The sequence below is a fragment of the Stenotrophomonas pavanii genome (genome assembly GCF_900101175.1).
Classification (GTDB): Bacteria; Pseudomonadota; Gammaproteobacteria; order Xanthomonadales; family Xanthomonadaceae; genus Stenotrophomonas; species Stenotrophomonas pavanii.
The window spans coordinates 1-13,954 of the sequence record NZ_FNFQ01000009.1 but is presented as its reverse complement, the minus strand read 5'-3'; the positions used below and the strand labels follow the sequence as shown (position 1 = coordinate 13,954).

Here is a 13,954-nt window from a genome sequence, read left to right as displayed (position 1 = left end):
CGTGGATGAGGCGCTTCCGCGGTCAGTCGACCAACCGCAGCCGCAGTTCCTTCGGCAGCGCGAACACCATCGATTCCGGTTCGCCATCCAGCTCGGACACGCCACTGGCCCCCAGCTCGGCCAGGCGCGCCAGCACGCCGTCGACCAGCACCTGCGGCGCCGAGGCGCCGGCAGTGACGCCGATGTGCTGCTTGCCTTCCACCCAGCGCGGGTCGATCTCGTGCGCGCCGTCGATCAGGTACGACTCCACGCCCTCACGGCGGGCCAGCTCGCTCAGGCGGTTGGAGTTGGAGCTGTTCGGCGAACCGACCACCAGCACCAGGTCGCAGCGCTTGGCCAGGTCGCGCACGGCGTCCTGGCGGTTCTGCGTGGCGTAGCAGATGTCGTCGTTCTTCGGGCCCTGCATCGCCGGGAAGCGCTCGCGCAGCGCGTCGATGATCCCACGCGTGTCATCCACCGACAGCGTGGTCTGGGTGGTGTAGGCGAAGTTGTCCGGCTGGTTGATCTGCAGCGTGGCGACCTGCTCGACATCCTCGACCAGGTAGATCTGGCCGGTCCCGGCTTCGCGGTTCCACTGGCCCATGGTGCCCTCCACTTCCGGATGACCGGCGTGGCCGATCAGCACCACGTCACGGCCGGCACGGCAGTGGCGGGCAACCTCGAAGTGGACCTTGGTCACCAGCGGGCAGGTGGCGTCGAACACCTTCAGGCCACGGCGTTCGGCTTCCTGGCGCACGGCCTGGGACACGCCATGCGCGCTGAAGATCACCGTGTTGTTGTCCGGAACCTCGTCGAGCTCTTCGACGAAGATCGCGCCGCGCTGCTTCAGGTCGTCGACCACGAAGCGGTTGTGCACCACTTCATGGCGGACGTAGATGGGCGCGCCCAGCGTTTCGATCGCGCGCTTGACGATCTCGATCGCACGATCGACACCGGCACAGAAACCACGCGGGTTGGCGAGCAGCACATCCATCAGTTCAGTCTCCCGGCGGCAGCCGGCTTACGGTTTCGGGTTGGCATTATCCGCCTTTTTGGCGGACTTGCCGTCGAACAGGCCAAACAGGGCGATGCCGATGGCACCCACCACGATGGCCGAGTCGGCGATGTTGAACGAGGGCCAGGTGTAGCTGCCCACGTACCACTGGATGAAGTCGACCACGTGGCCGTGCACCTGGCGGTCGATCACGTTGCCGATGGCGCCGCCGATGATCAGCGCATACGGCACCGCGGCCTTCCAGTTGCCGCGGGCGGTGCCGCGCAGCCACCAGGCCATCAGCCCGCTGATGGCGATGGCCAGCGCGGTGAAGAAGTACTTCTGCCAACCACCGGCGTCGCTCAGGAAACTGAATGCCGCGCCGGTGTTGTAGGTGCGGTACCAGTTCCAGAAGCCGTCGATGACTACCACCGGCTGGAACTCCGGCAGGCTGGACAGCACCCAGGCCTTGGACCACTGGTCCAGGCCGATGATGGCCACCGACAGCAGCAGCCAGATCAGGGCGTTCGGATGCGGACGGGGCGCGGCCATCAGAACCAGCTCCGCACTTCGCCGGCGCCGGTCACGTTGCTCACGCAACGGCCGCACAGCTCGGGATGGTCGGCGTTGCTGCCGACGTCGGCGCGGTGGTGCCAGCAGCGCACGCACTTGGCCTTGGTGGTCGGCTGGGCGCTGACGAACACCTCGTCGGTCGTCGCCGGGCGCACCTGCACGTCGCCACTGATGAACAGGAAACGCAGTTCATCGGCCAGCGGCTGCCAGCGTGCGGCCTGCTCTTCGCTGGCGGCGATGGTGATCTCCGCTTCCAGCGCCGCACCGATCGCGCCGTTGGCGCGCATCGGCTCGAGCACCTTGGCCACCTGCTCGCGCACGGCCAGCAGCTGGTCGAAGTCGGCGGCATTGAGCTGGGCATCGGCCGGCAGCGGCGCCAGGCCGTCGTACCAGGTGGTGAACAGCACGTGGCCGGCGCGTTCGCCCGGCAGGTAGCCCCACAGCTCGTCGGCGGTGAAGGTCAGGATCGGCGCCACCCAGCGGGTGAACGCTTCGGCGATGTGGTACATCGCGCTCTGGGCCGAACGGCGACCGTGCGAATCGGTCGGCATCGTGTACAGCCGGTCCTTGGTCACGTCCAGGTACAGCGAGCCCAGGTCCACGCTGCAGAAGTTCAGCAGCAGCTGCACGATCTCGGCCATGTTGTAGCCGTCGTAGGCCGCCTTGATCTTCTCCTGCAGCTCCCACGCGCGATGCACGATCCAGCGGTCCAGCGCGACCATCTGCTCGAGCGGTTGCAGGTGCTGGGCCGGATCGAAGCCGTCCAGGTTGCCAAGCAGGAAGCGTGCGGTGTTGCGCAGGCGACGGTAGGCGTCGGCGTTGCGCTTGAGGATCTCCTGCGACAGCGACATCTCGTTGCTGTAGTCGGCCGAGGCGATCCACAGGCGCAGGATGTCCGCGCCCAGCTTGTTCATGATGTCCTGCGGCTCGATGCCGTTGCCCAGCGACTTGGACATCTTGCGGCCGTGCTCGTCCACGGTGAAGCCGTGCGTCAGGCACTGCTTGTACGGGGCACGCTTGTCGATCGCCACGCCGGTCAGCAGCGAGGACTGGAACCAGCCGCGGTGCTGGTCCGACCCTTCCAGGTACAGGTCGGCCGGCTTGCCGAAGCCACGCGCGGCGAGCACGCCTTCATGGGTCACGCCCGAATCGAACCAGACGTCGAGGATGTCGGTGACCTTCTCGTAGTCGGCCGCGTCGGCGCCGAGCAGTTCGGCAGCGTCCAGCGAATACCACACGTCGATGCCCTCGGCTTCGACGCGGTCGGCAACCTGCTGCATCAGCTCCACCGAGCGCGGGTGGATCTCGCCGGTCTGGCGATGGGTGAACAGTGCGATCGGCACGCCCCAGGTACGCTGGCGCGAGATGGTCCAGTCCGGGCGACCGTCGACCATGCTCTGGATGCGCGCCTTGCCCCAGGTCGGGAACCAGCCGACGGTGTCGATCGCGGCCAGCGCATCGCTGCGCAGGTTGGCCTTGTCCATCGAGATGAACCACTGCGGGGTGGCGCGGAACACCACCGGCGTCTTGTGGCGCCAGCAATGCGGATAGCTGTGGCGGATCGGGTGGAAGGCCAGCAGCGAACCGTTGTCGCGCAGCACGCCCACGATGGCCTCCTGCGCCTTCCACAGGTGCTGCCCAGCCAGCACCAGGTCACCGGCCGGCGGGGTCGATTCCAGGTACACGCCACGGCCGTCGATCGGGGTCACCTGGCCGGCGTTGTACTTGTCCAGCAGGCCGTACTTCTGGCTGACCACGAAGTCTTCCTGGCCATGGCCGGGGGCGGTGTGCACCGCACCGGTACCGTCCTCGTCGGAGACGTGGTCGCCATTGAGCAGCGGGATGTCGCGCTCCGGATAGAACGGGTGCGCCAGCAGCTGGTTCTCCAGCGCCGCACCGGTGGTTTCACCGTGCAGCACCACGCTCTCGACGCCGTAGCGCTGCAGCGCGCGCTCGGCCAGCGCGGCGGCCAGCACCAGCCAACGGCGCTTGCCGTTGTGCGCCGGGCCTTCGGCCAGCACATAGTTGATCTCCGCGCCCAGCGACACCGCCAGCGAGGCCGGCAGCGTCCACGGGGTGGTGGTCCAGATCGGCACGGCCACTTCGACATCGGCCGGCACGCTCACGCCGAACGCCTGGCCGATGGCCTGCGCATCGCGCGCGGCGTAGGCCACGTCGATCGCCGGCGATTCCTTTTCCTGGTACTCGATTTCCGCCTCGGCCAGTGCCGAACCGCAGTCGAAGCACCAGTACACCGGCTTGGCGCCACGCACCAGGTGACCGTTGGCGACGACCTTGGCCAGCGCACGGATCTCATTGGCTTCGAAGTCGAAGCTCAGGGTCTTGTACGGGTTGTCCCAATCGCCGGTCACGCCCAGGCGCTTGAAGTCCACGCGCTGGATGTCGATCTGCTCTTCGGCGAACTCGCGGCACTTCTGCCGGAATTCAACCGCGTCGAGCTTGGTGCCGACCTTGCCCCACTTCTTTTCGACCGCGATCTCGATCGGCAGGCCATGGCAGTCCCAGCCCGGCACATAGGGCGCATCGAAGCCGGCCAGGTAGCGCGACTTGACGATGATGTCCTTCAGGATCTTGTTGACCGCATGGCCCAGGTGGATGCGGCCGTTGGCGTACGGCGGGCCGTCGTGCAGCACGAACAGCGGGCGGCCGGCGGCGTTGTCACGCAGCTGCTGGTAGAGCCCCTGCGCTTCCCACCGCGCCAGAATGCCCGGCTCGCGCTTGGGCAGGTCGCCGCGCATCGGGAATTCGGTGGCTGGCAGGTTCAGGGTGGTCTTGTAGTCCTGGCTCACGCAGTGGCTCGCAATCTATGTTCGGAAAGGAGGGCGCGCGCCTGTTCGGCGTCGCGGTGCATCTGGTCGGTCAGTGCCGCCAGATCATTGAATTTCTCTTCGTCGCGCAGCTTGGCGACAAACTCCACGTCGATGTGGCGCCCGTACAGGTCGCCCTGGAAATCGAACAGGTGGGCTTCCAGCAGCGGCTCCACGCCGTCCACGGTCGGCCGGGTGCCGAAGCTGGACACCGAGGGCCACGGCTGGTCGAACACGCCGTGCACCCAGGTCGCGTAGATGCCCGACAGCGCCGGGGTCTTCGGGAAGCGCAGGTTGGCGGTGGGGAAACCCAGCGTACGGCCGAGCTGGAGCCCGCGCACCACCCGCCCACTGATCGTGTACGGACGGCCGAGCAGGTCGTTGGCGCGGGCGAAATCGCCGTCCTTCAGCAGCTGGCGGATGCGCGTACTGGAAATGCGCTCGCCGTGCAGGTCGACCGCTTCGATCTCGCCGGCACTGAAACCCAGCTCTGCGCCGAGCCGCTGCAGCAGGGCGAGGTCGCCGCGCCGACGGTTGCCGAAGCAGAACTCCGGACCGATCCACACTTCGCGGGCCCCCAGCCGGTGCACCAGCAGCTGGCGCACGAAGGCCTCGGCCGGCATCGCCGCCATCGCCGCGTCGAAACGCAGCAGGCCGACCGCATCGACGCCAAGCTCGTGCAGGATCTCGACCTTGCTGCGGGCCAGGGTCAGCCGCGGCGGTGGCGTGCCCTGCGCAAAGAACTCGCGCGGCAGCGGCTCGAATGCCACGGCCACTGCGGCCACACCCAAGGCGCGCGCGCGGGCAACGGCGTGGCGGACCAGTGCGCGATGGCCCAGGTGGAGGCCGTCGAATGCACCGATACAGACCACGCTTCCGTTGGGGAACAGCTCCCCGCCCTCGACGCTTCTGAACAGCCTGCTCATCAACTCTCGTTCCGGCCCGGTCGGGGCCGCCGCTTCAATGGTGTAACCCTGAAGTATAGCCGCCACACGCCGCGATCAATGACCGCGCAGGTCGCGCGGGCGGAAGCCCATCGCCAGCATGGCCAGCAGATAGGTCAGGCCGCCGCCGCCGACCAGCAGCATCAGGCCGCCGATCCGGTGCCATTTGTCCATGCCGGTGAAGTCGGGGACCCAGTGCAGCAGGGCCAGCAGCACGCCGACCATGGCCAGGCAGGCCACCAGCAGCCGCACCAGATAGCGGCCCCAGCCCGGCCGGCGCTGGTAGACATCGGTCTTGCCCAGCCAGTACCAGAGCAGGCCCAGGTTCAGGTAACTGGACAGCGCACTGGCAATGCCCAGCGCCAGGTGCAGGCCCGGCTGCTTGCCGATCGCCGTCATCACGCCCTGCGCCTTCAGCGCGTCGGGCACCATTACCTGGTACAGCACCGCCAGCAGCGCGAAGTTGAACACCATGTTGGCCACCAGCGCGGCCACGCCGGCACGCACCGGGGTCTTGGTGTCCTGCCGCGCATAGAACGCCGGCAGCACCACTTTCAGCAGCGCGAACGCCGGCAGGCCGAAGCTCAGGCCGTATACCGACAGGGCGGTCATGCGGGTATCGAAGGCGGTGAACTGGCGGTACTGGAACAGCGTGGCGATCAGGGGCTCGGCCAGCAGCACCAGGCCCAGCATGGCCGGCACGGAAATCAGCAGGGTCATGCGCAGGCCCCAGTCCAGCGAGCGCGAGAAGCCCTCGCGGTCGGTGCTGACGTGGTGGCGGGCCAGCGCCGGCAGGATCACCGTGCCCAGGGCCACACCGAACACGCCCAGCGGCAGCTCCAGGAAGCGGTCAGCCAGCGACAGCCAGGACTGCGAGCCGTCGGTCAGCTTGGCGGCGATGAGGGTATCCAGCAGCAGATTGATCTGCGCCACCGACGAACCGAACAGCGTCGGCACCATCAGCGTCAGCACCTTGCGCACCCCCGGATGGTTCCAGCCCCAGCGCGGCAGGGTCAGCAGGTTGATGCCCTTCAGCGAGGGCAGCTGGAACAGCAGCTGCAGGATGCCGGCGGCCAGTACCGCCCAGCCCAGCGCCAGGATCTGCTTTTCCGGCGTGCCGCCCAGCCGTGGTGCCAGCCACAGCGCGCCGGCGATCATGCACAGGTTGAGGATGACCGGGGTCAGCGCCGGCATCGCAAAGCGCTGGAAACTGTTCAGCGCACCACCGGCCAGCGCGGTCAGCGACACGAACAGCAGGAACGGGAAGGTCAGCCGGAACAGGTCGACCAGCAGGGTCTGCTTGACCGGGTCCGTATCAGCGCCACTTGAGAATGCCACCGCCAGCTGGGGTGCGAAGATCAGCGCCAGGGCGGTCACCAGCATCAGCACCCCGCCCAGGGTGCCGGCGGTACGGGCCATCAGTTCGCGCAGTTCAGCGTGGCTGCGGGTTTCCTTCACTTCGGTGAACACCGGCACGAAAGCGGTGGAGAAGGACCCCTCGGCGAACAGCCGGCGCAGGAAATTGGGTATCCTGAAGGCAACCCAGAACGCATCGGTAACCGCATTGGTGCCGAACGTGGTGGTGATCACCTGGTCACGGACAAGTCCGAGCACCCGCGAGACCATGGTCATGCTGCTGAACGACAGCAGGCCCCGCAACATCTTCGGTGAACTCACTCAGCGTCCCTCTTGACAATCGACTTGACGTGCATTTCTCGGGCCATCATACTAGCCAGCTTGCTGTTCCCATAACACCGATTTTTTCAGGAAACCACCACCGTGGCCAATATCAAGTCCGCCAAGAAGCGCGCCAAGCAGACCGTCGTGCGCAACGCGCGCAACGTGGCTCAGCGCTCGATGCTGCGCACCGCTGTCAAGAAAGTGATCAAGGCGCTGGACGCCAACGATGCCGCCGGCGCTGAAGCCGCCTTCGCCGTTGCCCAGCCGATCCTGGATCGCTTCAGCGCGCGTGGCCTGATCCACAAGAACAAGGCTGCTCGCCACAAGAGCCGCCTGAACGACCGCATCAAGGCCCTCAAGGCCGCCTGATCCGGCGTTGCCGCCCTGCCCTTCGGGGCGCGGCAGCAGACAAGAACCCGGCCTCGGCCGGGTTTTTTGTTGCCTGCGATCCGGGCGAACCCAGCGGGCCCGCGCGGCCGGTAGTGCCGGCCGCTGGCCGGCGGTTCACCGGGATTGCCGGCCGGCGGCCGGCACTACCCAACAAAAAACCCGGCCGGAGCCGGGTTTCTGCCAACGCCAGTCGACAAGCCGTCGACGCTACTGCGCGTCGCGGGCTTCCTGTTCTTCTTCCTTCTGGCGATCGAAGAAGGCCATGATCCGGCTCATGATCGGGAAGGTGCCTTCGCGCCCCAGCGCGGAAACCAGGAACCACGGCTCCTTCCAGCCCAGCTCGGCGACGATCTGCTCGGCCGCGGCCTGCGCCTCGTCTTCGAACATCAGGTCGGCCTTGTTCAGCACCAGCCAGCGCGGCTTGTTGAGCAGCTCCGGGTCGTGCTTTTCCAGCTCGCGCTCGATCGCACGCACCTGCTCCACCGGCGAAATGCCTTCCACGCCGCCTTCCATCGGTGAGATGTCGACCAGGTGCAGCAGCAGGCGGGTGCGCTGCAGGTGGCGAAGGAACTGCGCACCAAGACCGGCGCCATCGGCCGCGCCTTCGATCAGGCCGGGAATGTCGGCAATCACGAAGCTGCGGTGGTTCTCCACCTTCACCACGCCCAGGTTCGGATACAGCGTGGTGAACGGGTAATCGGCCACCTTCGGCGTTGCCGCCGAAACGGCACGGATCAGGGTGCTCTTGCCGGCATTGGGGAAGCCCAGCAGGCCGACATCGGCCAGCAGCTTCAGCTCCAGCTTCAGCGTACGCTCTTCGCCCGGCTCGCCCGGCAGCGCCTGGCGCGGCGAGCGGTTGGTCGAGCTCTTGAAGTGCATGTTGCCCAGGCCACCGCGCCCGCCCTTGGCCACCAGCAGGCGGTCGCCGTGCCGGGTCAGGTCGCCGATGACCTCATCGGTGGCAACGTTGATGATCACGGTGCCGACCGGCACGGTGATGGTCAGGTCTTCGCCCCCCTTGCCATAGGCCTGGCGGCCCATGCCGTTCTCGCCGCGCTGCGCCTTGAAGATGCGGTCATGGCGGAAGTCGACCAGGGTGTTCAGGTTTTCGTCGGCGCGGATGTACACGCTGCCGCCCGCACCGCCGTCGCCGCCGTCCGGGCCGCCGAGCGGAATGAACTTCTCGCGACGGAAGCCAATGCAGCCGTTGCCGCCGTTGCCGGCGAACACTTCGATTTCTGCTTCGTCTACCAGTTTCATTGTTTCGATGCCTGCGATGGGCGCGGCCTGCTGGCCGCCGCCTTGAATGTCATGCCGGCCGCGGGCCGGCAACCCGGCCCAGCCGGTCTTGCTTCAACTCTAACGAAAAGCCCCGCCGAAGCGGGGCTCTTCATGCAGCACTCCCATGCCGGGGCACGGGTGCCGGCGATGCCTGGATCAGGCGTCGGCCGAGACGATGCTGACGGTGCGACGCTTCTTGGCGCCCTTGACCGAGAACTCCACCTTGCCGTCCACGAGGGCGAACAGGGTGTGGTCACGGCCCAGGCCAACGCCGGTGCCCGGGTGGAACTGGGTGCCGCGCTGACGCACGATGATGTTGCCGGCTTCGATGGCCTGGCCGCCGAAGATCTTGACGCCCAGGTACTTCGGGTTGGAGTCGCGACCGTTGCGCGAGGAGCCTACGCCCTTTTTATGTGCCATGACTGCTTCTCCTGATGCTTAGCCGGCGATGCCGGTGATCTCGATTTCGGTGTAGTACTGACGGTGACCCTGACGCTTCATGTGGTGCTTGCGGCGACGGAACTTGATGATCCGGACCTTGTCAGCACGACCCTGGGACAGGACCTTGGCGGTGACGGCAGCGCCCTTCAGCGCATCGCCCAGCTTCACGCCGTCGCTGTCACCCAGCATCAGGATGTTGTCAAACTTGATCTCGCTGCCGACTTCGACTTCGAGCTTTTCAATGCGGAGCTTTTCGCCCTGCGCCACGCGGTATTGCTTACCGCCGGTGACCAGTACTGCGTACATGACCAGGCCTTCCTCTGTAGTTATTGTGGTCTGAGCTGCCGCCATCGAGGGCGGACAGGAGCGGGATTGTACGCAGATCAGCGGGCGCGGGTCAAGTCAACCCCTGAACGCCGAAGGAGACGGGACCGGAACGGCGCCAGAACCCCTGTCACGCCGTGAAAAGGGATCTGACCCCTGCCTGACGGCCTGTCTCACCCGATGAGACACCGGGCTGGCATTGTGGCCCATTGCCCCCATCTGGTCACCCCGGTAGGCTGACCGATTGCCGTTCCCTGCTGGCCCGGCACCCAGCCAACGCCCCCACAACCGGATCCCCCATGGCGATGGATTTCATCCGCATCCGCGGCGCGCGGACGCACAACCTGAAGAACCTCGACCTCGACCTGCCCCGCGACAAGCTGATCGTGATCACCGGCCTGTCCGGCTCGGGCAAGTCCTCGCTGGCGTTCGACACCATCTATGCAGAAGGCCAGCGCCGCTACGTCGAGTCGCTGTCGGCCTATGCGCGCCAGTTCCTGAGCGTGATGGAAAAACCGGACCTGGACCACATCGAGGGCCTGTCCCCGGCGATCTCGATCGAGCAGAAGTCGACCTCGCACAACCCGCGTTCGACGGTCGGCACGATCACCGAGATCTACGACTACCTGCGCCTGCTGTACGCCCGCGTCGGCACCCCGCGCTGCCCGGACCACGGCTATCCGCTGGAGGCGCAGACGGTCAGCCAGATGGTCGACCAGGTGCTGACCCTGGACCCGGAACAGCGCTACATGCTGCTGGCGCCGGTCATCCGCGACCGCAAGGGCGAGCACGCCCAGGTGTTCGACCAGCTGCGCGCGCAGGGTTTCGTGCGTGTGCGCGTGGATGGCGAACTGCATGAAATCGACGCGGTGCCGCCGCTGGCGCTGCGCCAGAAGCACACCATCGAGGCGGTGATCGACCGCTTCCGCCCGCGCGAGGACATCAAGCAGCGCCTGGCCGAGAGCTTCGAGACCGCGCTGAAGCTGGGCGATGGCATGGCTTCGGTGCAGAGCCTGGACAGTGCCGACGCTTCGCCGACGCTGTTCTCCTCCAAGTACTCCTGCCCGGTCTGCGATTACTCGCTGCCGGAGCTGGAACCGCGCCTGTTCTCGTTCAACGCACCGATGGGCGCCTGCCCCGGCTGCGACGGCCTGGGCATGGCCGAGTTCTTCGATCCTTCGCGCGTGGTGGTGCACCCCGAATTGTCGCTGGCCGCCGGTGCGGTGCGCGGCTGGGATCGTCGCAACGCCTATTACTTCCAGCTGATCGCCTCGCTGGCCAAGCACTACCGGTTCGACGTCGACGCGGCATGGAACTCGCTGCCGCAGAACGTGCAGCAGGCCGTGCTGTACGGCAGCGGCGATGAGGCGATCACTTTCACCTACTTCACCGAAGCCGGTGGCCGCACCCAGCGCAAGCACCGCTTCGAGGGCATCATTCCCAACCTCGAGCGCCGCTACAAGGAAACCGAATCGCCGGCGGTGCGCGAAGAGCTGTCCAAGTACATCAGCGAACAGCCGTGCCCGGAATGCCATGGCGCGCGCCTGAACAAGGCGGCACGCAACGTGTTCGTGGCCGACCGCCCGCTGCCGGAGCTGGTGGTGCTGCCGATCGACGAGGCGCTGAAATTCTTCAGCGAACTGAGCCTGCCCGGCTGGCGTGGCGAGATCGCCGCGAAGATCGTCAAGGAAATCGGCGAACGCCTCGGCTTCCTGGTCGATGTCGGCCTGGATTACCTGACCCTGGAGCGCAAGGCCGACACCCTGTCCGGTGGCGAGGCGCAGCGCATCCGCCTGGCCAGCCAGATCGGCGCCGGCCTGGTCGGCGTGATGTACGTGCTCGACGAACCATCGATCGGCCTGCACCAGCGCGACAACGAACGCCTGCTCGGCACCCTCACCCGCCTGCGCGACCTGGGCAACACGGTGATCGTGGTCGAGCATGACGAGGACGCGATCCGCCTGGCCGACTACGTGCTGGACATCGGCCCGGGCGCGGGCGTGCATGGCGGCGAGATCGTCGGCCAGGGCACGCTGCAGGACATCCTGGAGGCACCGCGCTCGCTGACCGGCCAGTACCTGTCGGGCAAGCGCGCGATCGAGATCCCGGCGCGCCGGCACAAGCCGAACCCGAAGATGACCCTGCACCTGCGCGGGGCCAGCGGCAACAACCTCAAGGGCGTGGACCTGGCGATTCCGTCGGGCCTGCTGACCTGCGTGACCGGCGTGTCCGGCTCCGGCAAGTCGACCCTGATCAACGACACCCTGTTCTCGCTGGCCGCCAACGAGATCAATGGCTCCTCGCACCCGGTCGCCCCGTACAAGGAGATCGATGGCCTGGACCTGTTCGACAAGGTGGTGGACATCGACCAGTCGCCGATCGGACGCACCCCGCGTTCGAACCCGGCCACCTACACCGGCCTGTTCACGCCCCTGCGCGAACTGTTCGCACAGGTGCCCGAAGCCCGTGCACGTGGCTACTCGCCGGGCCGCTTCAGCTTCAACGTGCGCGGTGGCCGCTGCGAGGCCTGCCAGGGCGACGGCCTGATCAAGGTGGAGATGCACTTCCTGCCGGACGTGTACGTGCCCTGCGACGTCTGCCATGGCAAGCGCTACAACCGCGAGACACTGGAGATCCTGTACAAGGGCTTCAACATCAACGACGTGCTGGAAATGACCGTCGAGGATGCGCTGAAGCTGTTCGAACCGGTGCCGTCGATCGCACGCAAGCTGGAAACGCTGGTCGACGTCGGCCTGAGCTACATCAAGCTGGGCCAGAGCGCGACCACGCTGTCCGGTGGTGAAGCACAGCGCGTGAAGCTGTCCAAGGAGCTGTCGCGCCGCGATACCGGCCGCACCCTGTACATCCTCGACGAGCCGACCACCGGCCTGCACTTCCACGACATCGAAGCGCTGCTGGGCGTGCTGCACAAGCTGCGCGACGAGGGCAACACGGTGGTGGTGATCGAGCACAACCTGGACGTGATCAAGACCGCCGACTGGATCGTCGACCTGGGCCCGGAAGGCGGCCATCGCGGTGGCACCATCCTGGTCACCGGCACGCCGGAAGACGTGGCCGCCTGCCCGCAGTCGTACACCGGCCAGTTCCTGGCCCGCATGCTGCCCTCCACCAGCGCGCGCCCGGAGCAGCCGGCCGCCGTGGCCAACAAGCCCGACGCCCGCCCGCCGCGCAAGGTGAAGCCTGAAAAGCCCGCCAAGGTGGCGAAGAAGGCGGTGGCCGCCAAGAGCACCGGCAAGACCAGCAAGACCGCAACTGCCAGCAAGAAGAAGGACGCCTGATGAGCAGCGAACACAAGATCCTGGCCCGCATCCCGATCAGCGTGCGCTGGCGCGACATGGACAGCATGGGCCACGTCAACAACGCCAAGTACATTTCCTACCTGGAGGAGGCGCGCGTGCGCTGGATGCTCGGCGTGGACGGCGTGTCGATGACCGACCGCATCGCACCGGTGGTGGCCGCGACCAACGTCAATTACCGGCTGCCGATCGTGTGGCCCAACGACATCCTGGTCGAGCTGTTCGTCGAGCGCCTGGGCAACAGCAGCGTGACCATCGGCCACCGCATCGTCGACCAGCAGGACGCGTCGAAGCTGTATTCCGACGGCAACGTGGTGGTGGTCTGGATGGATACCCAGACCGGCAAGAGCGCGCCGCTGCCCGAGGCGATCCGCAGCGCCTCTACCTGACACACCCTGGTAGGTGCCGACCTTGGTCGGCACGCTTCGGCGGCAATGAGGTTGCCGGCCAGCGGCCGGCACTACCGACACTGATCAAAGGACTGACATGATCCACCAGACCGAACTGCGCGACCTGCTGCCCGGCATGGTCCCCTTTCCCACCGACGTGTTCCCCGCCGACCAGGCCTGGCTCGGCCAGCATCTGCTGCCGTTGCTGAAGATCGACCTGGGCGTGCTGCGGCCGGAACTGGCCGGCCAGGTGGCAACGATGCTGTGCCCGATCGAGCCGTATGACGGCTGCATCGGCGAGACCACCGAAGAACACCACAACGAGTTCACCGGCACCAACTGGATCGCCTTCGAACTGACCGCCGGCAACGAGATGCGTTTCCTTGGCAACGAGGGCTATTTCATCGGCGACCAGGTGCAGGACAGGCACGCGCAGGAACACATCGCGCAGATGCGCGAGAGCTACGCCAAGGCCCGCGACTACCATGCCGCGCACGGTCGCCTCGCCTGCTACTCGCGCTATGGCAAGGGTGAGGCCAGCGAGCGCGATTACCTGGATACGCTGGGTGGCCCCATTGGTTTCGGCAACTGGACCGAGACCGCGGAGATTCCCGCAGCCTTCGAACTGGGCTTCACCGAGGCGGCCGATGACCCCAACGCTGCGGACGATGCCGAAACGGTGGTCATTACCCGCAACGGCAACGCGTTCTTCGCCGTGGCCGGCGTGGCCGGGTACAACTGGTGCGCCACCGGCGCCGATGCGATCGTGATGTTGTACGAGCCGGAAAGCCGCACCGTGCTGTTCTCGTACGAC

General features: G+C 66.6%; 12 protein-coding genes. 4 read left to right on the top strand and 8 right to left on the bottom strand.

Translation table 11 applies throughout. The annotated features are described in order from the left end of the window. Positions 1-22: 22 nt before the first annotated feature. From ispH to murJ, 5 genes are all read right to left on the bottom strand, one after another. Entirely contained in the window at positions 23-973 is a 951-nt protein-coding gene (gene ispH / locus BLS66_RS15015) for a 4-hydroxy-3-methylbut-2-enyl diphosphate reductase (protein WP_049466122.1), read from the bottom strand. A 27-nt stretch (positions 974-1,000) separates the two neighbouring features. Beyond that, entirely contained in the window at positions 1,001-1,525 is a 525-nt protein-coding gene (lspA, locus tag BLS66_RS15010; protein ID WP_053506130.1) for a signal peptidase II, read from the bottom strand. Next, positions 1,525-4,356: an isoleucine--tRNA ligase gene (ileS, locus tag BLS66_RS15005; protein ID WP_053462462.1), complete on the bottom strand. Its 2,832-nt coding sequence runs from the start codon at positions 4,354-4,356 to the stop codon at positions 1,525-1,527. The genes lspA and ileS overlap by 1 nt, the downstream gene beginning before the upstream one ends. Further along, the gene (locus tag BLS66_RS15000) at positions 4,353-5,300 is read right to left on the bottom strand and encodes a bifunctional riboflavin kinase/FAD synthetase (RefSeq protein WP_074726199.1); all 948 of its coding nucleotides are present in this window, start codon (positions 5,298-5,300) and stop codon (positions 4,353-4,355) included. Before BLS66_RS15000 ends, ileS begins: the two co-directional genes overlap by 4 nt. Positions 5,301-5,375: 75 nt before the next feature. Next, positions 5,376-6,980, bottom strand: a complete 1,605-nt coding sequence (murJ, locus tag BLS66_RS14995) for a murein biosynthesis integral membrane protein MurJ (RefSeq protein WP_074726198.1) — start codon at positions 6,978-6,980, stop codon at positions 5,376-5,378. A gap of 117 nt (positions 6,981-7,097) precedes the next feature. Between murJ and rpsT the strand changes: the two genes are divergently transcribed. Then, positions 7,098-7,367, top strand: coding sequence for a 30S ribosomal protein S20 (rpsT, locus tag BLS66_RS14990; RefSeq protein ID WP_005408560.1), 270 nt, complete (start codon positions 7,098-7,100; stop codon positions 7,365-7,367). A 228-nt stretch (positions 7,368-7,595) separates the two neighbouring features. Here rpsT and cgtA read toward each other — a convergent pair whose 3' ends face one another. From cgtA to rplU, 3 genes are all read right to left on the bottom strand, one after another. Next, the gene (gene cgtA / locus BLS66_RS14985; protein ID WP_049469069.1) at positions 7,596-8,648 is read right to left on the bottom strand and encodes an Obg family GTPase CgtA; all 1,053 of its coding nucleotides are present in this window, start codon (positions 8,646-8,648) and stop codon (positions 7,596-7,598) included. Between the two features lie 177 nt (positions 8,649-8,825). Beyond that, complete coding sequence (rpmA, locus tag BLS66_RS14980; RefSeq protein ID WP_005408558.1) at positions 8,826-9,089, bottom strand: 50S ribosomal protein L27; 264 nt, start codon at positions 9,087-9,089, stop codon at positions 8,826-8,828. Positions 9,090-9,107: 18 nt separating this feature from the next. Then, positions 9,108-9,416: a 50S ribosomal protein L21 gene (gene rplU, locus BLS66_RS14975; RefSeq protein WP_005408557.1), complete on the bottom strand. Its 309-nt coding sequence runs from the start codon at positions 9,414-9,416 to the stop codon at positions 9,108-9,110. A 317-nt stretch (positions 9,417-9,733) separates the two neighbouring features. Between rplU and uvrA the strand changes: the two genes are divergently transcribed. The 3 genes from uvrA to BLS66_RS14960 form a co-directional block, all read left to right on the top strand. After that, positions 9,734-12,733: an excinuclease ABC subunit UvrA gene (uvrA, locus tag BLS66_RS14970; protein ID WP_049469058.1), complete on the top strand. Its 3,000-nt coding sequence runs from the start codon at positions 9,734-9,736 to the stop codon at positions 12,731-12,733. Continuing rightward, entirely contained in the window at positions 12,733-13,140 is a 408-nt protein-coding gene (locus tag BLS66_RS14965; protein WP_032956469.1) for an acyl-CoA thioesterase, read from the top strand. Before uvrA ends, BLS66_RS14965 begins: the two co-directional genes overlap by 1 nt. Before the next feature lie 97 nt (positions 13,141-13,237). After that, positions 13,238-13,954: enolase (locus tag BLS66_RS14960; RefSeq protein ID WP_074726197.1), on the top strand; the 717-nt coding region annotated here is incomplete at its 3' end.